General features: G+C 69.7%; 20 protein-coding genes. 13 read left to right on the top strand and 7 right to left on the bottom strand.

Annotated features, from left to right (window positions below; genetic code table 11):
• Positions 1-5: 5 nt before the first annotated feature.
• Positions 6-752, top strand: a complete 747-nt coding sequence (locus AB0E90_RS33125; protein ID WP_360414815.1) for a VOC family protein — start codon at positions 6-8, stop codon at positions 750-752.
• Between the two features lie 14 nt (positions 753-766).
• On the opposite strand, the gene AB0E90_RS33120 is transcribed toward AB0E90_RS33125, so the two are convergent.
• Positions 767-922, bottom strand: a complete 156-nt coding sequence (locus AB0E90_RS33120) for a hypothetical protein (protein ID WP_360414813.1) — start codon at positions 920-922, stop codon at positions 767-769.
• A gap of 55 nt (positions 923-977) precedes the next feature.
• Between AB0E90_RS33120 and AB0E90_RS33115 the strand changes: the two genes are divergently transcribed.
• The 4 genes from AB0E90_RS33115 (at position 978) to AB0E90_RS33100 (ending at position 4,846) form a co-directional block, all read left to right on the top strand.
• A complete protein-coding gene (locus AB0E90_RS33115; RefSeq protein ID WP_360414811.1) occupies positions 978-1,982 on the top strand; it encodes a substrate-binding domain-containing protein in 1,005 nt (334 codons plus the stop codon).
• Positions 1,983-2,082: 100 nt separating this feature from the next.
• Complete coding sequence (locus tag AB0E90_RS33110; protein ID WP_360415107.1) at positions 2,083-2,436, top strand: ABC transporter permease subunit; 354 nt, start codon at positions 2,083-2,085, stop codon at positions 2,434-2,436.
• A 9-nt stretch (positions 2,437-2,445) separates the two neighbouring features.
• Positions 2,446-4,407, top strand: coding sequence for a right-handed parallel beta-helix repeat-containing protein (locus AB0E90_RS33105; protein ID WP_360414809.1), 1,962 nt, complete (start codon positions 2,446-2,448; stop codon positions 4,405-4,407).
• Positions 4,408-4,426: 19 nt separating this feature from the next.
• Positions 4,427-4,846 carry a PPOX class F420-dependent oxidoreductase gene (locus AB0E90_RS33100; RefSeq protein WP_360414807.1) on the top strand — a complete coding sequence of 140 codons (420 nt, stop codon included), beginning with the start codon at positions 4,427-4,429 and terminating at the stop codon, positions 4,844-4,846.
• Between the two features lies 1 nt (position 4,847).
• On the opposite strand, the gene AB0E90_RS33095 is transcribed toward AB0E90_RS33100, so the two are convergent.
• Positions 4,848-8,042 (bottom strand): GH92 family glycosyl hydrolase, encoded by a 3,195-nt coding sequence (locus AB0E90_RS33095; RefSeq protein ID WP_360414805.1) that lies wholly within the window; start codon positions 8,040-8,042, stop codon positions 4,848-4,850.
• Positions 8,043-8,242: 200 nt separating this feature from the next.
• On the opposite strand from AB0E90_RS33095, the gene AB0E90_RS33090 reads away from it, so the two are divergent.
• The 5 genes from AB0E90_RS33090 to AB0E90_RS33070 all read left to right on the top strand — a co-directional run bounded on the left by AB0E90_RS33090 (position 8,243) and on the right by AB0E90_RS33070 (position 16,487).
• Positions 8,243-10,978: an EAL domain-containing protein gene (locus AB0E90_RS33090; protein WP_360414802.1), complete on the top strand. Its 2,736-nt coding sequence runs from the start codon at positions 8,243-8,245 to the stop codon at positions 10,976-10,978.
• An 11-nt stretch (positions 10,979-10,989) separates the two neighbouring features.
• Entirely contained in the window at positions 10,990-12,126 is a 1,137-nt protein-coding gene (locus AB0E90_RS33085; protein WP_360414800.1) for a type III PLP-dependent enzyme, read from the top strand.
• Positions 12,127-12,267: 141 nt separating this feature from the next.
• Positions 12,268-13,476 (top strand): MFS transporter, encoded by a 1,209-nt coding sequence (locus AB0E90_RS33080; protein ID WP_360414798.1) that lies wholly within the window; start codon positions 12,268-12,270, stop codon positions 13,474-13,476.
• A 159-nt stretch (positions 13,477-13,635) separates the two neighbouring features.
• Positions 13,636-15,378 carry a discoidin domain-containing protein gene (locus AB0E90_RS33075; protein WP_360414796.1) on the top strand — a complete coding sequence of 581 codons (1,743 nt, stop codon included), beginning with the start codon at positions 13,636-13,638 and terminating at the stop codon, positions 15,376-15,378.
• 62 nt (positions 15,379-15,440) lie between these two features.
• Entirely contained in the window at positions 15,441-16,487 is a 1,047-nt protein-coding gene (locus tag AB0E90_RS33070) for a LacI family DNA-binding transcriptional regulator (protein ID WP_360414794.1), read from the top strand.
• Between the two features lie 218 nt (positions 16,488-16,705).
• Here the strand turns inward: AB0E90_RS33070 and AB0E90_RS33065 are convergent, their stop codons facing one another.
• Together AB0E90_RS33065 and AB0E90_RS33060 are read right to left on the bottom strand one after the other, a co-directional pair.
• Positions 16,706-17,419: a Clp protease N-terminal domain-containing protein gene (locus tag AB0E90_RS33065; RefSeq protein ID WP_360414792.1), complete on the bottom strand. Its 714-nt coding sequence runs from the start codon at positions 17,417-17,419 to the stop codon at positions 16,706-16,708.
• A gap of 31 nt (positions 17,420-17,450) precedes the next feature.
• Positions 17,451-18,287 carry an oxidoreductase gene (locus AB0E90_RS33060; RefSeq protein WP_360414790.1) on the bottom strand — a complete coding sequence of 279 codons (837 nt, stop codon included), beginning with the start codon at positions 18,285-18,287 and terminating at the stop codon, positions 17,451-17,453.
• Positions 18,288-18,380: 93 nt separating this feature from the next.
• Between AB0E90_RS33060 and AB0E90_RS33055 the strand changes: the two genes are divergently transcribed.
• Positions 18,381-18,947, top strand: coding sequence for a TetR family transcriptional regulator (locus AB0E90_RS33055; RefSeq protein WP_360414788.1), 567 nt, complete (start codon positions 18,381-18,383; stop codon positions 18,945-18,947).
• Here AB0E90_RS33055 and dinB read toward each other — a convergent pair.
• Positions 18,944-20,110: a DNA polymerase IV gene (gene dinB / locus AB0E90_RS33050; protein WP_360415105.1), complete on the bottom strand. Its 1,167-nt coding sequence runs from the start codon at positions 20,108-20,110 to the stop codon at positions 18,944-18,946. The two genes, AB0E90_RS33055 and dinB, sit on opposite strands and share 4 nt — an antisense overlap.
• A 192-nt stretch (positions 20,111-20,302) precedes the next feature.
• Between dinB and AB0E90_RS33045 the strand changes: the two genes are divergently transcribed.
• On the top strand, positions 20,303-22,243 hold the full coding sequence (locus AB0E90_RS33045; protein WP_360414786.1) for a S53 family peptidase: 1,941 nt from the start codon (positions 20,303-20,305) through the stop codon (positions 22,241-22,243).
• A gap of 140 nt (positions 22,244-22,383) precedes the next feature.
• A complete protein-coding gene (locus AB0E90_RS33040) occupies positions 22,384-22,746 on the top strand; it encodes an Hsp20/alpha crystallin family protein (RefSeq protein ID WP_360414784.1) in 363 nt (120 codons plus the stop codon).
• Here the strand turns inward: AB0E90_RS33040 and AB0E90_RS33035 are convergent.
• Together AB0E90_RS33035 and AB0E90_RS33030 are read right to left on the bottom strand one after the other, a co-directional pair.
• Positions 22,721-23,353, bottom strand: a complete 633-nt coding sequence (locus tag AB0E90_RS33035; protein WP_360414782.1) for a carbohydrate-binding protein — start codon at positions 23,351-23,353, stop codon at positions 22,721-22,723. The two genes, AB0E90_RS33040 and AB0E90_RS33035, sit on opposite strands and share 26 nt — an antisense overlap.
• The gene (locus tag AB0E90_RS33030) at positions 23,353-24,414 is read right to left on the bottom strand and encodes a dipeptide ABC transporter ATP-binding protein (protein WP_360414780.1); all 1,062 of its coding nucleotides are present in this window, start codon (positions 24,412-24,414) and stop codon (positions 23,353-23,355) included. The genes AB0E90_RS33035 and AB0E90_RS33030 overlap by 1 nt, the downstream gene beginning before the upstream one ends.
• Between the last annotated feature and the right edge of the window lies 1 nt (position 24,415).

Raw genomic sequence — 24,415 nt, 5'->3', positions numbered from 1 at the left:
CAGACATGAGCAACACGTTCAGCCGCGAGTTCGCGGCACCGGCCGAATCCGTGTTCGCGGCACACACGCGGAGCGCCCTGACAGCACGGTGGATCGGACCACAGATCGACCAGTTCGCGGCACGGGCCGGCGGCCGGTGGCGGTACACCACGCCGGACGGCCGCTCCTTCCACGGCGTGTTCCACGAGGTCACGCCGAACCAGCGGATCGTGCGGACGGTCGAATCCGACGGTCGCGTGTCCCTGGAGACCCGCACGTTCACCGACCTGGGGAACGGCCGCTCGCGCGTCGACGGCCGCTCGGACTTCGACCTCCCGGACATCGAGGCGGCTCACCAGCGGCTCGACGCGCTGCTGGCCGCCGGCTTCGACGAAGATGCGACGCCCAGCATCCGGTACAGCGGCACCACGGTCGACTGCGCCGATCCGGGTGCGCTCGCCGACTTCTACGCGGCGCTCACCGGCGGCGTCGTGGTGATGCGGCAACCGCATTGGGCCCTGATCCGCGCGGATGACGGAGAGATCGCCTTCCAGGGCACGCCCGGATATCAGCCGCCGGTGTGGCCGGACCCGGCCGCCTCGATCCAGATGCACCTGGACTTCTACGTCACCGATCGGGCCGGAACCGAGAAGCGGGCGCTCGAGCTGGGCGCGACCAAATACGACTTCCAGCCGAACGACGACCACTGCACGGTGCTCGCCGACCCGGCCGGTCACGCGTTCTGCCTGTCCACCTGGGGCGAGCCGAGCTGACCGGCCGGCGATCGTCAGGAGGCCTCGGCCTCGCGACGGCGCTCGGTGATCTCCCAGGTGAAGACGTGCTGGCGGATCAGCTGGGCGGTCACCTCGTCGGGCTGGAAGATGAGGATGACCTCGTAGCCGGAGTCGCCGGACTCGCGCGGCTGCGCCCAGAAGATCTCCACCGTCTGCCCCGGCCGCGGCTCGAAAGTTTTCGCAAAGTGGCGGTAACCTGTGGCGATGTCGGTGCAGCGGGCCACCCTGGCAGCAGTCGCGCAGGAGGCGGGCGTCTCGGTTCCCACCGTGTCCAAGGTGGTCAACGGGCGCACCGACGTCGCCCCGGAGACTCGGGCCCGGGTGGAGGCTCTGCTCGTCCGGCACGGCTATGTGGCGCGCGGGGCCGGGGGCAGTCAGCACGCCGTACGCACGATTGATCTGGTCTTTGATGCTCTGGAGAGCCCGAACAACCTCGAGATCATCCGCGGCGCGACCGAGGCCGCGTCGGCCGAGGATTTCCATGTCGTCGTCGACGTCGCGCCCGATGACCCGCTCGGGGCGGCGTGGGCCCGGCGGATGGCGGCCGCGCGCCGGGAAGGGCTGATCCTGGTCACGTCGGAGATCAACACTCAGCAGTGGCAGCACTTCGCCGAGCAGCGCATCCCGGTGGTGACGATCGACCCGGTCAATCTGCCGGCGCCCGAGGTGCCGAGTGTCGGCGCCACCAACTTCAACGGCGGCATGGCCGCCACCAGCCACCTGCTTGACCTGGGGCATCGCCGGATCGGGTTCATCGAGGGGCCGCCGCAGGCGATGGTCGCGATCGCCCGCCTGCACGGCTACCACGCGGCGCTGTCGCAGCGGGGCCTGACCAGCGATCCGGCACTGATGGCGGCGGCCGGGTTCAACTTCGAGGCCGGCTTCGGCGCGGCGCTGTTTCTTCTCGGCAAAGAGCCCCGGCCGACCGCGCTGTTCGCCTCGAACGATCCGCAGGCGTTCGGCGCCATCGAGGCCGCCCGCACCCTGGGCCTGCGCGTTCCCGAGGATCTCAGCATCGTCGGCTTCGACGACACCGCGTCGGCGCGATGGTCGGCCCCGCCGCTGACCACGGTGCGCCAGCCGTTCGACGAGATGGGCCGGGTCGCGATGCGCCGCCTGCTGCGCATGATCGCCGGCGAGGTGCTCGTGTCGCCGCGGGTCGAGCTGGCCACCGAGTTGGTCGTCCGCAAGTCGACCGCTCAGGTCTAAGGTATTCGAAAGTTTTCGAACCCTTGACAGTCCAGTTTTCGAAATCTTACGTTAACACCGGCGCGCCGAGCCCTTCGGAGTACGGAGTTCAACGTGATCAATCCAGCCCGCTCCCGCGCTGCTCGACCCGAACTTCGGGCTCGGCGCCGGTTTCGGGGTCGACTGGGGCACCCTCTGGCGGCTCGCCTTCCCGCTCACCCGCCCCGCACTGGTCACCGTGACCATCTACAACGCGCTCGGCATCTGGAACGGCTTCCTGCTCCCGCTCGTGCTGACCCAGAGCCCCGACCAACGCACCATCCCGCTCGCCCTGGTCAACTTCCAAGGCCAGTTCGGCGTGAACACGCCGGCCATCGCCGCCTCGGTCACGCTGACCACCATCCCGATCGTGCTGCTCTACGCGATCGGACGCCGACAACTGCTCAGCGGCCTGACGGCCGGCTTCAGCAAGTAGGAGGAAAAGATGACTTCCGAACTCCACGTCGCGACCACCGGCGACGACACCGCGGACGGGTCGCCGAAGCAGCCGTTCCGGACCATCAACCGCGCCGCCGCCCTCGCCCAGCCCGGCGATACCGTGATCGTGCACGCGGGCGAATATCGGGAATGGGTGAAGCCCCGCCGCGGTGGCCTCAGCGACACCCGCCGCATCACCTACACCGCCGCCGAGGGCGAGCACGTGGTGATCAAGGGCTCCGAGCGAATCACCGGCTGGGTGCCGGACGGCGCGGTTTGGAAAAACACCATCTCGAACGCGCTGTTCGGCGACTTCAACCCGTACGCCGAGGAGATCGCCGGCGACTGGATCGTCTACCGCGACGGCGCCCCGCACAAACACCTCGGCGACGTCTACCTCAACGGCCTCAGCTTCTACGAGGTCGGCAGCCGCGACGAGGTCGCCTCGGCCACACCACGACCGGAGGTGGTCGACGACTGGACCGCCGTCACGGTCCCGGCCCACAACCTCGAGCAGACCGCCCTGGTCTGGTACGCCGAGGTCGGCGCGGACACCACCACGATCTGGGCGAACTTCCAGGGCGCCGACCCGAATGCGGAAAACACCGAGATCAACGTGCGCCGGTCGGTGTTCTACCCCGAGGCGAACCACCTCGACTACATCACGGTGCGCGGCTTCGAGCTCGCCCAGGCGGCCAGCCCGTGGACGCCGCCGACCGCCGACCAGCCCGGCCTGATCGGCCCGAACTGGGCCAAGGGCTGGATCATCGAGGACAACGACATCCACGACGCGAAGTGCTCGGCGATCTCCATCGGCAAGGAGGCCTCGACCGGCCACAACTACGCGACCGTACGCGGCGACAAGCCGGGCTACCAATACCAGCTCGAGTCGGTCTTCGTCGCGCGCGAGCTCGGCTGGGACAAGGAGCACATCGGCTCGCACATCATCCGCCGCAACACCATCCACGACTGCGGGCAGAACGGCGTCGTCGGCCACCTGGGCTGCGTGTTCTCCACCATCGAGGACAACCACATCTACAACATCGCGGTCAAGCGCGAGTACTACGGATACGAGATCGGCGGCATCAAGCTGCACGCCGCGATCGACGTCGTCATCCGGCACAACAACATCCACGACTGCACGCTCGGCACCTGGCTGGACTGGCAGACGCAGGGCACCCGGATCAGCCGCAACATCTACCACTCCAACAGCCGCGACCTGTTCATCGAGGTCAGCCACGGCCCTTACCTGGTCGATCACAACGTGTTCGGGTCGAAGGCGTCGTTCGAGTCGTTCAGCCAGGGCGGCGCGTTCGTCGGCAACCTGTTCGCCGGCACCGTGCGCCTCGAGGCCGTGCCCGACCGGGCCACGCCCTACCACCGGCCGCACTCCACGCAGGTCGCCGGCTACGCGGTGATCTGGGGCGGCGACGACCGCTACCTCGGCAACATCTTCCTCGGCGGCGACGTCTCCCAGGCGTACGGCCAGGGCGGCGACGGCGAGGCGCCGGCGCTCCACGGCCTGGCCGGCTACGACGGCTTCCCGGCCTCGTTCGAGGAATACCTCGAGCGGGTCGAGGCCAAGGGCCCCGGCGACCACGGGAAGTTCCTCGACGTGCAGCAGCCGGTCTGGGCACGCGGCAACGTCTTCGCGGCCGGCGCGGTCCCGTTCGCCGGCGAGGAGAACCCGCTCGTCCTCGGTGAGGGGACCGCGACGATCACCCGCGAGGGCGACGAGGTCTGGCTGGAAACCGATCTGCCCGAAGGCTTCGGAGCCCGGATCGGCCTGATCGGCGGCCGTGACCTGCCCCGGGTGCGCTTCGCCGACGCTGATTTCGAGGAGCCGGACGGCACGCCGGCCGTCATCGACACCGACCTGACCGGCGACCGCAAGCAGCCCGGCACCGACTACCCAGCCGGCCCGGTCAACGCTCTCAGCGCCGGGAATGCACGAATCCGGATCTGGTGAAGAGGGCTAGATTCGGGTCATGTCCGAAGAGCAACTGTGGGGTGTGATCGTCGCCGGAGATCTCGGCACCGTGGCGACGATCAAGAAGGACGGGCGGCCGCAGCTGTCCGACATCAACTACACCGCCGCCGACCGGGTGATCCGGTTCTCCACGCGCACTGCGCTGGCCAAGGTGCACAACCTGCGCCGTGACCCGCGGGTGAGCATCAAGGTGACCGCGCAGGGCGGCTGGGGCTACGCGGTCGCGGAGGGCACGGCCGAGTTGACCGCACCCTCCTGGGCCGAGGACGACGCCACCGTCGAGGAGCTGATCGAGGTCTACCGCCTGATCGCCGGCAAGGAGCACCCCGACTGGGCCGACTACCGGCGGGCCATGGTGGCGGACGGCCGCCTGGTCGTCCGCATCCATGTCGAGCGTCTCTACGGCTGGAGCCAGTAATTCAGCCGAGCGTCACCGCGTACAGGTAAAGGCCGGAGGCCGCGGGGAGCGTGAGCGAACGCACCTGCTTTCCCGCGGCCGCCGGAACCGTCACGCCGAACAGGCTGACCGGCGGCCCGTCGACGCCCTGACCAGCCTTGATCCGGTGGTCCATGGCCAGCAACGTGGTCGTGCCGGCGGTCGGGCTGCCGCACCAGTCGGCGATGTCGATCGGCACCGCGGCGTAACTGCCATCGGTATAACCGACCGTGAGCCCGCCGCCGACGGGCCCGTTGTGGCTGGTCATGACCAGATGGACGGCGCCGAACCCCGACGGCACCAGCAGCGACTGCCCGGTCGCCGGCGCGAAGTTCGGTGCGGTCCCGCGCGGGTCAGGTGCGGCATATGACACGCCGCCCCAGGTCACCGGGCCGGCCGCGGGCATCAGGTCGGCGTCGAAACTCCAGCCCCCGCCGTCGAAGTTACCCTCGGCGGGCGAGGCCACGGTCGCGGTGCCATCCCGGCCCAGCAGCGGTCCAAGATCGACAGCGCATTGCTCATCCGCCACGAAAGCACAGGTCAACGGCTCACTGACGACCAAGCTCGCCGTCGTTTCCACCGGCTCGGCGCCGGTCACCTGCACCGAGAGAGGGTACGAGGCGAGGGCCGCCCCCGCCGGAGCCGTGACCGTTACCGCCGCCTCGCCGGAAACCGGCAGCTTATGAGAGATCAGAGGCCGCGGCTGCCGCACCGAAACGGTCCACCCTGCCGGCACTTCGGCCGTGACCCGCGGACGCAACACTCCCGGTGACTGGCCGACGATGTCGACGGTCAGCGTCACACTGCCGCCCGGCGCGAGCGCGGCGCTCGACGGCCGGATCGCGGCGTCGATGTGGGTCCGCCCGTCCGCCGGGGCCTGGTTGACCGACGGCGGCTGGTCGGTGACCGCGGTGCCCCAGCGCGACGGCGTGTCACCGAGGGTGTGCGTGATCGTCCCGCCGCTCCCGATCGCCGACCAGGGGATCCAGTTCTTCTCCAGGGAGCGCCCGCCGACCTTGACCCGCTGGATGTAACGGTGGGTGTCGGACGCGCCGGGTGCCGTGATGGTCAGCGGGTGTCCGGCCACGTCGACGACCGCGGACGGGAACTGCGGGCTCGACACCGCCAGGAAGTTGGCCCCGCTCATGGTCGGATAGAGGCCGAGCGAGGAGAAGACGTACCAGGCGCTCATCGTGCCGAGGTCGTCGTTGCCGGTCATCCCGTCCGGGCCGGTGGTGAACAGGGTCATCGCGGCCCGCACCACGGTCGCGGTCTTGGCCGGTTCGCCGGCCCAGTGATACATGTACGGCGCGAGCAGGTCCGGTTCGTTGTTCGGGTTGTAGGTGCGCTTGGCGTAATAGTCGTAGGGGCTGGCGATCCAGTCGGTGCGGGCGGTGCCGGCCGAGTCGGTGAGCAGCTTGGGGTAGGCGAAGAAGTCGTCAAGTCGCGCCGCGGTGGCCGGCCGCCCGCCCATCAGCCGCACCAGACCGGCCGGGTCCTGCGGCACCAGCCATTGATACTGATACGCGCCGCCCTCGTGGAACTGCTCGTCCGCCGCCACCGGGTCGTACGGGGTCAGCCAGGTGCCGTCGACGGTCCGCGGCCGGAACTGCCCGATCGAGGAGTCCCACAGGTTGCGGTACCACTGGCCGCGCCCGGCGAACAGGCGCGCGTCGGCGGTGCGGCCGAGCCCGGAAGCCATCAGGGACAGCGCCGCGTCGGCCGCCGAATACTCCAGAGTCGCGGACGCCGGGTGCTGGCAGTCGTTGTCGCCGCCCTTGGCCGCGCAGTCCGTGCCGAGGCGAAGCCCGGACGGGATGTAGCCACGGGACGAGTAGTAAGAGACGCCGGTGCGCCCGTTGTAGGGCGAATTCAAAGGCGGCTCGCTCAGCGCGTTCGCCCGCAGCAACGCGTACGCCTCCTGCTCGTGGCCTTTCAGCAGGCCCTTCGACCACGCCTCGACCAGGAACGGGGTGACCGGATCACCGGTCATGATGTTGGTTTCGCTGTTGGCCAGCGCCCACCGTGGCAGCCAGCCGCCGTCCCGCCCGATCGCGAGCACCGACAGCGCGACATTCCGGGCGACGTCCGGCGTGAGCAGTTCGAGCAGCTGGTTCTGCGGCCGGTAGGTGTCCCAGAGCGAGAAGTTCTGGTACGGCGTATAGCCGTCGGCGTGGTGCACGGCCCGGTCGAACCCGACGTACGACCCGTCCACGTCGCCGGCCAGGTTCGGGTGCAGCAGCGAGTGGTAGAGCGCCGTGTAGAACGCTTCGCGCCGCTCCGCCGTACCGCCGCCTATTTTGATCTTGTCGAGAGTGGCCGCCCAGGTAGCGCGCAGCGAATCACGCACCTGGTCGAAGTCGTAGCCGTCGCCGGTCTCGGCGGCGAGGTTGGCCCGGGCGCCGGCCACGCCGGTGTAGGACAGCCCCACCTTGACCACGACGTCCCGATCGTCGGCCGCGTCGAACGTGACATAGGCGCCGTTCCCGCCCGACCCGGCGGCATCCCGGGCGCCCGCCGTCGCGGTCGAGCCCCGCCAGGTGCCGAACGCCGCGAACGGGCGGTCGAACGAGGCGGTGAAGAAGATCGTGTGGTCGTCCTTGCCGGCGCAGAAGTTGCCGGCGTGCACGCGGCCCTCGACCGTCCGGTCCCCCACCACGTGGATCTCCGAGTCGAACACCGACTGGTTGGCCTTACCGGTGTTGAACAGGACGTTCGCCGCCCCGGTGGCCGGGAACGTGTAGCGCTGCCAGCCGCTGCGCGCGGTCGCGGTCAGCTCGGCGCCGATGTCGTAGCGGCTGAGGCCGACCCGGTAGTAGCCCGGCGCGGCCTGTTCGTCGTCGTGCGAGTAGGTCGAGCGGTAGGCCGCCGGATCGGTGCTGATCGCGCCGGTGGTCGGCATGATCGGCAGCTCGCCGGCCACTCCGCAGCCGACGCCGGAGAGATGCGTCTGACTGAAGCCGTAGATCGTGTTCTGCCGGTAGTCGTAACCGCCCTGGCCGCCGGTGTCCGGACTGACCTGCACCATCCCGAACGGCGCGCTGGCGCCGGGGAAGGTGTTGCCGAAGTTCTCGGTGCCGACGAACGGATTGACCGTTATCTCGTCTGCGCCGGCCCCGGTAACCGGGGCCAGCGCCATGGTCGCCGCCAGCAACGCTGCCGATACGAATGCGGTCATCGAAACCTCCCGTTACAGGGGTGATCAACCGTTGACAACGTTGTCGTAAGCCAGTGACACAAGTCAATGGCCTTGCAACCGATTTGCACCCGAGGACACAGCCTTGGTCCCGGAATTTCCTCAGGCCACCGGCCGTGATCCCGATCTCCGGTACAGCCGTCCATCTCGGGACGGCCACCACCGGACCGGAGACACGTCTGATGGCTGCCACCGAAGCGCGGGTCAAGGCCCCGCTCACGCCGGCCCGGTGGGCACGGTTGTGCATCGCCGTGGGCGTCGCCTTCGTTCTCTTCGCCGTGCTGCTCAGCACCGGTGTCGGTGGCCCCCGGATGTCGCAGGCCATCTCCGGCTTCGGGCTCTGCTACGCCGCCTTCTCGGCCGCCGTCGCCGGTCTGGTGTGCGCCGGACTGCACTCCGGCCGGACCCGGGCCGGCTGGATCCTGATCGGCCTGGGCATGCTCAGCTGGGGAATCGGCCAGGGCACCGGGATGTACGTCGAGGCCTTCCGGGACGGCCCGCCGCAGTTCCCGCTCGCCTCCACGATCGGCTACGTCGGCATGGTCGTGCTCACCTCGGCCGGCCTGCTCGTCCTGCCCAGCGCCCAGCAGGCCCTGGCCAACCGGCTGCGCAGCGTCCTCGACGGCCTGATGGTGGCGACCTCACTGGTCCTGATCGCCTGGATCTTCGTGGTCGCGCCGGTGCTCGGCGGGGGGATGGACGCGTCGTTCGCGCTCTACACCGGTCTCGCCTACCCGCTCGGCGACGTCGTGATCATCACGATCGTGCTGTACATGCTCGCCCAGCAGCGCCGGCACGGGCGGGTGTTCGGCTCGCTGGTGCTGATCGCGGGCGGCGTCGGCGCGTTCGCCGTCTCCGACATCTGCTACGCGTACCTCAGCCTGACCAGGTCGTACCGGTCCGGCGACGTGCTCGACATCGGCTGGTTCGCCGGCTTCGCGCTGATCCTGCTCGCGGCCATGCGGCCACTGCCACCCCGGCACGACGGCGCCGACCCGGCCGAGAGCAACCAGCCGATCGGCATCCTGCTGCCCTACGTGGCGGTGCTCGCGGCCCTGTTCACCACGGTCTTCTGGTACACCAGGACCGGGCACAGCAGCCTGTTCGTGGCCTACACCCGGTCGGCGCTGATCCTGCTGATCATCGGCCGCCAGCTGCTCACGCTCCGGGAGAACCGCAACCTCACCCGCAACCTGGAGACCCGGGTCGCCGACCGGACCGCCGAACTGTTCGCCAGCGAGCAGCGCTTCCACGCGCTCGTGCAGCACAGCTCCGACGTGGTCACGGTGGTCAGCCCGGAGGCCGACGTGCTCTACCAGAGCGAATCGGTGCAGCGGGTCTTCGGCTATCCGGCCCGGCTGCTGACCGGCCGCCGGCTGACGAAGCTGATGGACGCCGAGTCGAGCATGCGGCTGGCCCAGGCACTGCGTCAGGTCTCCGGCCGCCCGTACGCGACGACCGTGCTGGAACTGCCGGTGCCGCACCGCGACGGCCGGATCCGGCAGGCCGAGGTGACCATCACCAACCTGCTCTCCGACCCGAGCGTCGCCGGTCTCGTGCTCAACGCCCGCGACATCAGCGAACGCAAGGAACTCCAGGACCAGCTCGTCCACGAGGCGTACCACGACGCGCTCACCCAGCTCGCCAACCGGGCGCTGTTCCGCGACCGGGTCGCCGAGGCGCTGCGGAACCGCGGCGCCGACGACGACGTCACCGTGCTCTTCCTCGACCTCGACGGGTTCAAGGAGGTCAACGACAGCCTCGGCCACCTGACCGGGGACCAGCTGCTGGTGCAGGTCGCCGACCGGCTGCGCACCTCGGTGCGCGAGGACGACGTGGTGGCCCGCTTCGGCGGCGACGAGTTCGCCGTGCTGATCCAGGCGTCGCTGAACGCCGACGACGCCGAGCAGGTGGCCCGGCGCATCGTGGAGGTGCTGGAGCAGCCGTTCGCCGGCGACTCCCGGGGCATCCACGTGCAGGCCAGCATCGGCCTGGCCGCGGCCAGCGTGCTGGGCGAGCCCGAGGGCGACGGCGCCGAGCAGCTCATGCGCAACGCCGACCTGGCCATGTACAAGGCCAAGTCGGCCGGTGGTGGCTGCTACGCCGCCTACCACCCGGACATGCTGGCCGGCCTGGTCGCGCGGCTGGAGCTGGAGGCCGACCTGCGGGCCGCCCTCGACCGCGGCCAGCTGGAGCTGCACTACCAGCCCACCGTGGACCTGGTCACCAGCGAGGTGATCGGCTTCGAGGCGCTGGCCCGCTGGCACCACCCGGCCCGCGGCCTGATCCCACCGGCGGAGTTCATCCCGATCGCCGAGGCCACCGGCCTGATCGTGCCGCTGGGCCGCTGGGTCCTCGAAGAGGCGTGCCGGCAGGCCGTCGAGTGGACCCGGCAGTCCGGCGGGCGCCCGGTCAAGATGGCCGTCAACGTGTCGGTGCGCCAGTTCGACCGGGCCGACCTGGTCGAGGTGGTGGCCGGGATCCTCGCGGAGACCGGCATGCCGGCCGGCCAGCTGTGCCTCGAGATGACCGAGAGCGTGCTGATGACCGACACCGACGACAACCTGGAGCAGCTCGTACGCCTCAAGGCGCTCGGCGTCACCCTCGCCATCGACGACTTCGGCACCGGCTACTCGTCGCTGGCCTACCTGCGCCGCTTCCCGGTCGACACCCTCAAGATCGACCGTTCGTTCGTGGAGCGGCTCGGCGCCCTCACCGACGACACCGCGCTGGCCGACACCATCGTGCAGCTCGGCAAGAGCCTCGGCATGGCCACCGTGGCCGAGGGCATCGAGGAGTTCGGCCAGCTCGCCGCGCTCCGCGAGATGGGCTGCCACTTCGCGCAGGGCTACTACTTCTCCCGCCCGGTCCCCGCCGCCGAGGCCGGAGAGATCTTCCTCGCCTCCTCCGTTTCATAAAAAGGAACTCGATGACTGTCGCTGCCCTGCACGCCCCCGCCACCCTGCAGCTGATCGACGTACCCACGCCCTACCTCGTCACCGACCTGGACGTCGTCGCGGACCGGTACGCGCGGTTCGCCGCGGCGCTGCCCGGCACGCGCGTGCACTACGCGATGAAGTGCAACTCCTCCCCCGAGATCCTGCAGACCCTCGCGGCGGCCGGCTCGGGCTTCGAGATCTCCTCGATCGCCGAGATGCGCATGCTCCAGGTGCAGGGCGTCGACCCGGCGGACATGCTCTACAGCCACCCGGTCAAGGCGCCCGGCATGATTGCCTCCGCCTTCAAGGCCGGCGTCCGGCGCTTCGGCTTCGACTCCCCGAACGAGCTCGCCAAGATCTCCGAGAACGCCCCGGAGGCGGACGTCTACGTACGGCTGCGGGCCGACGACAGCACCAGCGTCTTCCCGGCCGGCCACACGTTCGGCACCGACCTCGAGGAGGCGTACGACCTGATGCTGCTGGCCCGCCGGATGGGCCTGACGCCGTACGGCGTGACCTTCCACGTCGGCTCCCAGTGCCAGAGCACCGGCGCGTGGCGGTCGGCCATCCGGCAGGCCGGCGAGCTGATGGACCGGCTGCGCGACGAGGGCATCGAGCTGGAGATGCTCGACCTGGGCGGCGGCTTCCCGGCGACCTACGTGGCCGGCGAGCCGTCGATCGAACAGCTCGGCCGGGTGATCGCCTCGGAGATCGCGCTGCTGCCCTACCCGCCCGCGGTCGTCACCGCCGAGCCCGGCCGCTTCCTGGTCGCCGAGGCGTCGGTGCTGGCCGCGAAGATCATCGGGCGGGAGCTGCGCGGCGACGAGCACTGGCTCTACCTCGAGGTCGGCGCCTATCACGGGCTGATGGAGCCGATGCAGTCGCCGGGCGGCTGGGACTACCCGATGTCGACTTCCCTGCCCGGTGGGCAGCCCACCCTCCCGTTCACCATCGCCGGACCGAGCGGCCACGCCACCGACGTCGTCGGTTACGCGATCCCGCTGCCGGCCGGCCTGGCCGTGGGCGACGTGCTCTACTTCGGCTCGGCCGGGGCCTACACGCTCGCGTACGCGTCGAACTTCAACGGCTTCGCGCCGCCCACCCCGGTCTTCATCGGCGGCCGCTAGACTGCCCGCCATGACAACCCCTTGCGGCATCGTGTCCATCTCCGGTGCCGTGCGTCGCCTGCTGGGCTGATCACCCTCTACGAAGCAGCGCCGCACCTCATTTAAGGCGCCGGGAGCCTTCGGCCCTCGGGATGCTTCCGCATGTCTGCATATCGTCTATATCTGCTCATCTGCGGTCTCGGCTCAGCAGCCGGCACGACCGCTTTCACCCTCAACCTGATCTATCAGGCGAGCATCGGCCTCTCCCCGCTCCAGCTCGTGCTGGTCGGCACCCTCATGGAGACGGTCTGCTTCATCGCGCAGGTGCCCACCGGCGTGATCGCCGACCTGCGCAGCCGCCGCCTCTCGGTCCTCATCGGCTACCTACTGATGGGTGCCGGCCTGCTGGTCTGGGGCCTGATCCCGTCGTTCGCCGCGATCCTGGTCGCCAACGTCATCTGGTCGATCGGCATCGTCTGCGTCGACGGCGCCGAGGAGGCCTGGGCCGCCGACGAGATCGACCCGGATCGAGTCACCAAGGCGTTCGTGCGGGGTGGCCAGCTCAGCCAGGCCGGTTCGCTGATCGGCATCGTCGCCGCCACCGGGCTGGCCCTGTTCGGACTCGCCGTCCCGATCGTCGTCGGTGGCGTGCTCACGCTGGCCCTCGGCGTACTCCTCGTGTTCTTCATGAAAGAGGACGGCTGGTCGCCGGCCGAGACCCGCGGGTCGTGGCGGTCGATGGGCCGGCAGGTCGCAGCCGGCGCCGGCGCGGTCCGGCGCAGCATGCTGCTCGGCGGCATCGTCGCCGGCACGCTCTTCGCGGGCATGAGCAGTGAGGGTTTCGACCGGCTGAGCCAGCCGTTCCTGCTCCCCTTCACTTCTCTGCCGAAGACGTGGGTCTTCGGCGGCCTGGCGATGGCTGCGGCCCTGGGCTCGATCGCGCTGACCGGCCTGATCGGACAGCGCCTCGACACCACGCACCCGCGCCAGATCGGCGAGCTCATGACCGTCCTGCAGATCGTCATCGCGATCGGCATGATCGGCTTCGGGCTGACCGGGCAGTGGTGGGCGGCGTTCGGGCTCTACCTCGTGGTCCGGCTGCTGCGGGGCACCGCCTCGCCGATCATGACGATCTGGATGGTGTCCGCCACCGGCCCCGGCAGCCGCGCCACGGTGTTCTCCATCCAGGCCCAGGCCGACGCGCTCGGCCAGATCGTCGGCGGCCCACCGGCCGGTGTGGTCGGTCAGCGGCGCTCACTCGGCGCCGGCATCTCGGCGGCCGGGTTCTTCCTGCTGCCGGCCGCGGCGTTGTTCGCGCTGGCCGCCCGCCGTTCCCCGTTATCCGCCGAGAAGGAGCCCGTCTCCCTGTAGGACGGTTCCGGAACCGGCACCCACCTGGGAAGCGCTTCCCGAGGCCACTAGCAGGCATTGACAGGGCTTCGGGAGGCGGTTCACAGTGTGTTTCAAAAGAGCGCTTTCACGTGACATCCCCGACGTGAGACCGCAATCCCCGACCCAGGAGTCAACCCCATGACATCCCCAATCCTGGTCCGCAGACGACCCTTCGTTCTGATGCTGGCCCTGCTCGGCCTGCTCGCCACCTACTTCGTGGTCACCATGACGCGCGCCGACGCCGCCGAGGTGGTCGTCTCGCAGGGCAAGACGGCCACCGCGTCGTCGAGCGAGGTCGCGGGCGCCTACCTGGCGTCCGAGGCCAACGACGGCAACAACGGCACCCGGTGGGCGAGCGCCTGGTCGGCCGCCCAGTGGTGGCAGGTCGACCTCGGATCGGCCACCGCGGTCTCCCGGATCGCCATCAACTGGGAGTCGGCGTACGCGAAGTCGTTCACGATCCAGTTTTCGAACGACGGCTCGTCATTCACGCAGGCCTACGCGACCACGACCGGCGCCGGCGGCCAGCAGAGCATCCCGGTGAGCGGCACTGCACGCTATGTCCGGATCAATCTGACCGAGCGGGCGCTGGCGACCTACGGCTACTCCTTCTGGGAGTTCCAGGTGTTCGCCGGCGGCACCACGACGCCTCCCACCACGACGCCTCCCACCACGACCCCGCCGACCGCGACCCCGCCGGCCGGCACCGCGCGACTTCTCTCCTACAACAAGCCGGCCCAGGCATCGAGCTGGCAGAACGACGTCAACTGCAACCCCTGCAGCCCGGACAAGGCGTTCGACAACGACCCGGCCAGCCGCTGGGCGACGAGCTCCACGACCGGCTGGGTCGACCCCGGCTGGATCTCGGTCGATCTGGGCGCCACCGCGCAGATCAGCCAGGTCGTGCTGCAGTGGGACCCGGCCTACGGCAAGGCGTACCAGATCCAGGTCTCGAACGACAATGCCAACTGGACCTCGATCTACAGCACCACGACCAGTGACGGCCTCAAGGACGTCATCAACGCCACCGGCTCCGGCCGCTACGTCCGGATGTACGGCACCGCCCGTAGCAGCGCCTACGGCTACTCGCTGTGGGAGTTCAGCGTCTATGGCACCGGCGGCGCACCGCAGGCCCCGCCGGCCAAGCCTGCCGACCCGACCTTCCCGGCCAGCCGCCTGGTATTCGACGACGAGTTCAACGGCACGTCCGGCACCAAGGTCGACCAGTCGAAGTGGACGCTCGACCCGGGCACCGGCCAGAACGGCGAGCAGGAGTACTACACCAACGGCGACAACGCGGCCATGGACGGCCAGGGCCACCTGGTGATGACGGCCAAGAAGGAGACCGTCGGCGGCCGTGACTACACGTCACACCGGATGAACACCGGCGGCAAGTTCACCTTCCAGTACGGCCGGGTCGAGGCCCGGGTCAAGATCCCGAAGGGCCAGGGCTTCTGGCCGGCATTCTGGATGATGGGCGCCGACTTCCTGACCGGCCGCCCGTGGCCGTACAACGGCGAGGTCGACATCATGGAGGTCCTCGGCAAGGACACCACCACGACGTACTCCACGCTGCACGCGCCGATGTACAACGGCGGCGGGGGTTACGGGCAGTCCTTGAAGACGGTCGACCTGTCCGCCGACTTCCACACGTGGGCGGCCGAGTGGGACTCGAAGGGGATCCGCTTCTTCCTCGACAACACGCAGGTCTTCTACGCCAGCAAGGAGACCACCGAGAACACCAAGGGCGCGTGGATCTTCGACCACCCGTTCTACCTCATCCTCAACCTCGCGGTGGGCGGTGACTGGCCGGGCGCGGTCGACGCCACCACGCCGTTCCCGTCGCAGATGCTCGTCGACTACGTGCGGGTCTACCAGTGAGCACGGGCGCCGCCGCCGCTGTCCCGGGCGGCGGCGCCCCCCGCGCTGCTATAACAGACCGCATGAATTCCCGGCCCGCTCGCGGCGGGCAGCATCCGACGATGGACCAGGTGGCCGAGGCCGCCGGCGTCTCCCGAGCCACGGTCTCGCGGGTGATCAACGGCGCCCCCAGCGTCGACTCCAAGATCCGCGAAATGGTCCAGCGCGCGATCGCCGATACCGGCTATGTCCCCAACGTCGCCGCCCGCAGCCTGGTCACCCGGCGCTCCAACTCGGTGGCGCTGGTGATCAGCGAGCCGGACCGCCCCGACAACCACAGCTTCCTGAACCGCATCTTCACCGACCCGTACTTCGGTCGCATCACCGCCGGGGCCACCAGCGCCCTGCGCCCGCACGACATCCACCTGGTGGTCATCCCGACCGACTCGACCGACCACCACCAGGTGGTCCGCTACCTGCGCCAGGGCCACGTCGACGGCGTCCTGCTGATCAGCAGCCACGAGCAGGACACCCTCCCCCGCCAGGTGCACGACCTCGGCATTCCGGCGGTCGTCTCGGCCCGCCCGACGTCGCCGATCGCGGTGAGCTACGTCGACGTCGACCAGCGCCTGGGCGCTCGCCTGGCCGCGGAACACCTGCTCAACCGCGGTTGCCGCCACCTGGCCACGATCAGCGGCCCGCTCGACATCCCCTCCGGCCTGGACCGCCTGGACGGCTTCCGCGGTTACCTGGCGACCTGCGGCTTCCCGACGATTCCCGCCATCGAGGGCGACTTCACCCGGGCCGGCGGCGAAACGGCCGCCCGCGAACTGCTGGCCACCCACCCCGACATCGACGGACTTTTCGTCGGAAACGACTTGATGGCCGAAGGCGCCCTGCGCACCCTGCAGGATCTCGGCCGCCGCGTCCCCGACGACATCGCCGTGGTCGGCTTCGACGACAGCAGCGCCGCCCTCGACTGCCGCCCACTGCTGACCACCGTCCGCCAGCCGGTCGAGGAGATGGCCGCCGAGATGGCCGAGGTGCTGATGGCACACATCGCCACCCCCGGCCGCCTCCCGCGCTCGGTCACGTTCCAGCCGTCGCTGGTAATTCGAGATTCAGCATAAATACGGCGTCGGCCAAGCCCCCTGACACACCCGGCAAGCCAGGCGCCCGGCCCCGGCCGCAACGCCACCGCCGGTCCCACCGCGTCGCCGCCCGCCCCATGTCCCCCAGCGTTCCCAACCATGGCCTTTGGCCTGACCATGCTGGCCGACTGCCACTGGCACATCTACCGCCTGCCCGGCAAGTTGGCCGGCCGCGCCTACGTCCTGACTCGACGAGCCTAGGACTCCGCCGCCGCGGCCAGGGCGGCCGTGATGGCTGTTTCGGCGGTGGCCTTGTCGACGCCGAGGCCGGCGAGGACGCCCGTGCCGTCCTCGAGCTCGAGCAGCGCGAGCAGGATGTGCTCGGTGCCCACGTGGTTGTGGTTCATCCGCAGGGCCTCCCGGAAGGTCAGCTCCAGCCCCTTCTTGGCGTGCGCGTCGAACGGGATCATCGCGGGCAACGAGTCGGCCGCCGGCGGCAGCGTCGCGGTGGCGGTCTGCCGAACCGTCTCGAGCGACACGCCCTGCGACACGATCGCCCGCGCGCCGAGCGAGGCCGGGTCCGCCACCAGGCCGATCACCAGGTGCGAAACGCCGATCTGGCTGCTGCCCTTGGCGCGGGCCTCCTCCTGCGCGGTGACGATGACTTTCCGCGCCCGGTCGGTGAAGCGGCTGAACCCCTGACTGGCATCGAGGGGCGCCTCCCCCTTGGCGACGAAGCGTTTCTGGGCCGCCTGCTTGGTGACGCCCATGCTGCGGCCGATCTCCGTCCAGGAGGCGCCGGAGCGGCGCGCCTGGTCGACGAAGTGACCGATCAGGTGATCCGCCACGTCACCCAGGTGATCGGCGGCCAGCACGGCGCCGGTGAGCTGATCCAGCGCGTCGGTGTGCGTGTTCTTGATGTCGTCGATCAGATCGTCGAGCCGGACTGAACTGGTGCCAGGTGTCGTCATGCGTCAACCATAGGTTGACGCACGAGAGGAGTCAACTCGGGGTTGACGATACCGGGAAATCGGCAGCACGACTGACCCCGGCCCAGGCCGCCGCCTCGGCCGCACGCTCCGCCGACGAACGTTCCGCCAGGTCGACCGCGGTCGCGCCGAGCAGCAGCCGCAACGGCGGCGCCGGGTTGCCGACCAGGTCAACGAGGATGCGAGCGGCCCGAACCGGATCGCCCGGCCAGGTGCCATCGGTCTCCCGGCGGAACGCGTTGGTCTTGCCGACGGTCTCCTCGTAGTCCGGGCTGACCGGGTGGAACGTCATCGAGGCGCCACCCCAGTCGGTGCGGAACGGCCCCGGCTCGACGATCGTGACCTTGATGCCGAGCGGCTTGACCTCGGCGTTGAGCACCTCGGAGAAGCCCTCCACGGCGAACTTGGCGGCCTGATAGGCGGCCATCCCCGGGGTGCCCCCGACCCGCCCGCCGATCGACGAGAACTGCAGGAAGTGCCCACCCCGCCGAGCCCGGAAGACCGGCAGCGCCGCCCGGGTCACGTTGACCACGCCGAAGAGGTTCGCCTCGACCTGCGCCCGGAAGTCGTCGAGCGGGGTGTCCTCGATGGACCCGGAGTTGCCGTACCCGGCGTTGTTGGCCACCACGTCGATCCCGCCGAAGCGGGCGACGGCCTGCGCGACGGCGTCGACGGCCGCGTCCGGGTCGGTGACGTCGAGCGGCAGCGCGAGGAGCCGATCGCCGCGCACCGAGATCTGCTCGGGCCGGCGGGCCGTGGCCACGACGTTGTCACCGGCCTCGAGCGCCGCGACGGCCAGCTCCCGCCCGAACCCACGGGAGCTTCCGGTGATGAACCAGGTGCGTGCCATCTCTCCACCTACCTACTGGTTGGTTGGTTACCACGTTCAGCTTGCATCGGTGCCGCGGACACAACCAACCGTTTGGTTGGTTACGCTCGTCACATGCCCCGAGTCCGTGACGCCGCCGCTTCCCGCCGCCGCATCCTGGTCGCCGCCACGGCCGAGTTCGCCGCCCACGGCATCGCCGGCGCCCGGATGGACCGGGTCGCCACCGAGGCGGCCAGCTCCAAGGAGCGCATCTATGCGTACTACGGCAACAAGGACGCCCTCTTCGACGCCGTCTTCACCGAGTCGGTCCGCCAGACCCTCGACGCGGTCGCGTTCGACGCCACCGACCTGCCCGGTTACGCCGGCCGCATGTTCGACCACTTCGCCGACCACCCGGACGCCCAGCGCCTGACCACGTGGTACCGACTGGAGCGCCCCACCGGCCGCGCCCTCTCCGCGGTGATCAAGGCCAACCGCACCCGCCTCGAGGCCCTGGCCGCGGCCTCGACAACCACCACCTTCTCCCCGGTCGAGCTGCTGACGCTGATCCAGGCGATAGCGAGCTCCTGGGGCACGATGAACCCGGAGTTCGCCGAGGCCGCCGCCGCGATCGACCGCGAGGCCCGCCGCCGGTCGGTGATCGAGGCCGTCACCCGGCTAATCGGGCAGGATCGGCCCTAATCGGGCAGGATCGGCACTGACGGGTTGAGCTGGCGACCCAGGGTCGCGGCCCGGCCCAGGGAACTGGAGCCGAAGCGGTCGCGGACCGCGTCCATCGCCACGTCGAGACGGTCGTCGGACAGCTCGTCGAACAGTGACGGCTGGACGCTGCCGTCAGCGTCCAGATTGCTCACCGCGACGCCGACCAGGGTCAGGCCCCGGGTCTGGATCAGCGGGCGGGCCTCGGCCAGCAGCGCCCGCGCCGTCTCCAGCACCACACGCGTCTGCATGGTGGCCTTGAGCAGGCTGCGGGATCTGGTGGCCCGGCCGAAGTCGTCGAAGCGCAGCCGCAGTGTCACCGTGCGGCCGGCCCGGTTGGCCCCGCGCATGCGGCGGGTCACCCGGTCGACCAGGGCGGCGAGGGTGGCGTCGATCTCGGCGAACGGTCGCGGTCGGCGGCCCAGCGCGCACTGCGAGCCGATCGAGCCACGGCGGTGGCCGACGCGCACCCGGCGCGGGTCGCGGTTGTGCGCGAGCGCGTGCAGATGCCGGCCGGAGTGCGCGCCGAGCATGGTGACCAGGGCGGCCTCGCCGATGCGGGCCACGTGGCCGACCGTGTTGATCCGGTTTTCGCGCAGCTTGGCCGAGGTGACCGGGCCGACGCCCCACAGGCGCTCGACCGGCAGCGGGTGCAGGAAGTCGAGCTCGGCGCCGGCCTGCACCTCGAGCAGGCCGTCCGGTTTGCCGACCGCGCTGGCCACCTTGGCCAGGAACTTCGTGCCGGCGATGCCGACCGTGATCGGCAGGCCGACCCGGTCCCGCACATCGGCCCGGAGCCGCGAGGCGATCTCCCGCGGCTCGCCCCGGATCTTGCGGAGGCCGGTCACGTCGAGGAATGCCTCGTCGATCGAGATGCCTTCGACGAGCGGCGTGGTGTCCCGGAAGATCTCGAACACGGCCTTGCTGGCCACCGTGTAGGCCTTCATGCGGGGCGGGACCACGATGGCGCGCGGGCAGAGCGCCCGGGCCTGGGTCAGGCCCATCGGTGTACGCACGCCGCAGGCCTTCGCCTCGTAGCTCGCCGCCAGCACCACGCCCATGCCGACGAGCACCGGTCGCCCGCGCAGCGCGGGGTCGTCACGCTGCTCGACCGACGCGTAGAACGCGTCGAGGTCGGCGTGCATGATGGTCACGGAAGCAGCTTAGAACATATGTTCGATCGGGGACAGAGCCCTTGAGCTGGGAAGATATCCATCTATGCAACAGGAAATTCTCCGGCGGGGTATTGACCGACGAACGTCGATCGGCGTTATGTGGGGACGTTCATCCGCTTCACTGCCACTCAATGTGGAGGCATAGTGATCAGAAGTACGACCATGAGGTCGCGGCTGGCGCTGGTTGTCGCACTCGGCACCGCCGCCGCCTCGGTCCTCGGGGCCGGCCCGGCCACCGCCGCGGCCCGTCCCGGACGGCACGTTCTCAACGGCAGCCAGCCGCGCTGGCTGACCCGGGCACGGGCCACCGGCGGCGCACCGGCCGCCGCCGATTCGCTCTCCTTCGGCATCCTGCTGAGCCTGCGTGACAGCGCGGCGGCCGAAGCCACGCTCGCCCAGCTCTCCGACCCGTCGAGCGCCAGCTACGGCAAGTGGCTCACGACGAGTGACTTCAAGGCCCGTTACGCGCCGGCTCAGACCGATGTGGATGCGGTCCGGTCCTGGCTCAAGGGGCAGGGCTTCACCCTGCGAGACACCCTCGGCGGGATGTATGTCGAGGCGTCCGGCAGCACCGCGCAGGTCAACAAGGTCTTCGGTACGACCGTGAAGGACTACTCGTACCAGGGCCAGACCGTGCACGCGAACAGCACCGCGCTCTCCCTGCCGGAGGACACCCCCTCGTCGGTGGTCGGTGTCGTCTCCGGCGTCCTCGGCCTCGACCAGGGCCAGGCGCTCAAGAAGCCGGGCGAGACGCTGCCGGGTCCGGACACCGGTTTCCGGGCGGGGCAGCCCTGCTCGTCCTACTACGGGCAGAAGACCGCCACCGCGCAGCCGGCCTCGAACGGCCAGAAGAAGCCGTACGTGGTGTGCGGTTACCAGCCGAAGCAGTACGAGTCGGCGTACGGCGTCAGTGACCTGATCAAGCACGGCATCGACGGACGGGGTGTGACCGTGGCGGTCACCGACGCGTTCGCCTCGCCGACGATCGCGTCGGACCTGAAGACGTACAACAAGAAGCACGGCCTGCCCGCGTTCGGCCGGCAGCAGTTCAGCCAGATCACCCCCGGTCCCGACGGCTACGACTCGGTCGAGGACTGCGGCGGCGCCGGCTGGTACGGCGAGGAGACCCTCGACATCGAGGCCGTGCACTCGATGGCGCCGGGCGCGAAGATCGTCTACGTCGGCGGCGCCGACTGCAACAGCGGTCTCGACGAGGCGTGGGCCACCACGATCGACAACCACGTGGCCGACATCGTGACCAACTCGTGGGGCACCGGCACCGACAAGGTCGAGGACCTCGGCGCCGAGTTCATCGCGTTCTACCAGCAGTTCTCGCTGGAGGCCGCGCTGACCGGCATCACCGTGGACTTCTCCAGCGGTGACGCGGGCGACGAGACCCAGGGCGGCACCGAGCCGGCCCTGAAGACAGTCGACTTCCCGGCTGATTTGCCTTACGTGACCGGCGTCGGCGGCACCAGCGTCGGCATCGACAAGAACGGCAAGCGGGTCTGGGAGCACGGCTGGCAGTCGGCCTACTCCCCGCTGTCCGACGACGGCAAGAGCTGGGGCGACCCGGCCTACTCGTCCGGTGGCGGCGGCGGCACGAGCATCCTGTTCGGCCAGCCGTTCTACCAGCGCGGCGTCGTGCCCGACTCGATCTCGAAATACTTCGGATCGACCCGGATGCGCACCGTCCCGGACATCTCGATGCCGGGCGACCCGAACACCGGTTTCGTGGTCGGCCAGACCCAGGAATTCAGTGACGGCACGTACTACGACGAGTACCGCATCGGCGGCACCAGCCTGGCGTCCCCGCTGCTGGCCGGTCTGCAGGCGGTGGCCAGCCAGAAGGCGCACCACCCGGTGGGCTTCGCCAACCCGTCGTACTACCGCCAGGCCGGCACGGCGGCGATCACCGACATCGTCGCCCCGAAGAAGCCGCTCCAGCAGGTCCGGACGAACTTCGTGAACAGCGAGGACGCCTCGGACGGCCGGCAGTTCCTGCTGCAGACGGTCGACGTGCAGACGACGACCATCCACAGCACCCGTGGCTACGACGCCGAGACCGGCGTGGGCGTCCCGGGGCCAGCGTTTTTCCGATAGAAACCCCAGGTAGATAGCAAGTGTGGGGCGGGCCACGTTGCCCGCCCCACATCTATGTGAGGGAATTCCACAGCGAGAATCCCGGTTCTATCGGGGCGAGCGCACAACGCTCAGGTTTTGAATCGCTGGAGGAACCACCCATGTTGCTTCACAGCGCGACCGTCCACGACCTGGACCGGATCACAGCGCGTGTGTTCGATACCACCCGTTCCGGTTGCCGCCTGAACGCCTACCGGATCGACGGGACCTTCCATATCGACATCGACCTGCCCGGCATCGACCCGGCCGGCATCGACATCACCGCCGACGACAAGGTCCTGACCGTCCGGGCCGAGCGCAAGCAGGCCCCGGGCGAGAGCGCCGAACCGCAGGGCGCCCCGGTGAGCCGGCAGGTACTGCTGTCCGACCGGCTGGACACCGACCGGCTCGACGCGCACTACGCCAACGGCGTCCTCACCCTGAGCATCCCGGTCAGCGTCAGTGCTGGAACTGGAACCAATTGACGTTGAGGAACTCTCCGTCGCCATCACGTGCGAACGTGAAATAGACGGTGTGTGTTCCGGTGACGGGCGGGGTGAGGGTTACCTCGTCCGTCCGCCAGTTCTGCCAACCGCCGGTCTTGGTCACCCGTAGCGTGCCGACCGGACCGGCGGTGGGACTGTCCAGGCGTACGTCCATCCGCCCGTCCTCGGCGTCGCTGGCCACCCGTACATCCAAGGTGTTTGCCGGCACCTCGCCGAATTCGACGTGGTCGAAGCGCAGCGAGTCGCCGGAGGCGATCCAGCCGACGTTCTTGCCGCCGCCCTGGTCCTCGGTGTCCTGAGACTGAATGCCCTCGTTGCCGTCGGCGCTCTCGGCCTGCAGCGTCTGATAGACCGTCGGCGTCGGCGGCGCGGAGGTGGTCGGCGCGGCCGAGGGCGCGGCGGCCGACGGCGGCGGCGCCGTCGGCAGAGCCTTGGCCGACGCTGGGGCCGGCGTGTCCTGCCAGCGCCCGATCAGGTATCCGAGCAGCACAAGACCTACCGCCCCCAGCGCGATGAGAACACGCTGCCGGGTGCGGTAGGCACGGGTGCGGTAGACCGACGGAGCCGCCGGCGGCGGAACTGCCACTAGACCACTTCGGCCACGATCGACTCGACCGGCGGCTCGGCGAAGTGGCAGGCCACCACGGTCTCGCCGACCGGCTTGCGCTCCAGGGCCGGGTCCTGGGTGGCGCAGATGTCCTGCGCCTTCCAGCAGCGGGTGCGGAAGCGGCAGCCCGACGGCGGGTCGACCGGGCTCGGCACGTCGCCGACCAGGCGGATCCGCTGCTTCGGCGGAACACCACGAACCACCGCGATGTCCGGCACGGCGGAGAGCAGCGCCTGCGTGTACGGGTGCTGCGGCTCGTTGTAGAGCGCGTCGCGCGGTCCCTCCTCGACCATGCGCCCGAGGTACATGACCGCGACCCGGTCGCAGAAGTGCCGCACCACGCCCAGGTCGTGGGCGATGAAGACGAACGCGATGCCCAGCTCCTTGCGGAGGTTCTCCAGCAGGTTCATCACCTGGGCCTGGATGGACACGTCGAGCGCCGAGACCGGCTCGTCGGCCACGATAATCTTCGGCCGGGCGGCGAGCGCGCGGGCGATGCCGATGCGCTGGCGCTGACCGCCGGAGAACTCGTGCGGGTAGCGGTTGTAGTGCTCCGGGTTGAGGCCGACGACCTCGAGCAGCTCCTGCACCCGGCTCAGCTCGCCGTTCTTGGGCACCATGCCGTGCGTGCGCAGCGCGGTGCCGACGATGGTGCCGACCGTGTGCCGCGGGTTCAGCGACGAGTACGGGTCCTGGAAGATCAGCTGGATCTCCCGGCGGTACGGCCGCAGCTGACGCTCGGACATGTGCGCGATGTCCACGCCCTGATATTTGATCTTGCCGGCGGTCGGTTCGAGCAGCCGGGTGATCAGGCGGGCGGTGGTGGACTTGCCACAGCCGGACTCACCGACCAGGCCGACCGTCTCGCCGGGCTGCACGGTCAGGCTGACCCCGTCCACGGCCTGAACCCACTTGGTGCCGCGGGCCAGCAGGCCGTCGCCCTTCGTCCGGAAGTGCATCTTGACGTCTTCGAGCTCGAGCAGAGGGGCACCCTCCACCTGCTTGACGCCGGAGGACTTGGTGTTGGTAGCAGCGGTCATC

Source organism: Actinoplanes sp. NPDC026619 (assembly GCF_040638295.1).
Classification (GTDB): Bacteria; Actinomycetota; Actinomycetes; order Mycobacteriales; family Micromonosporaceae; genus Actinoplanes.
This window is presented reverse-complemented; position numbering and strand designations above follow the sequence as displayed.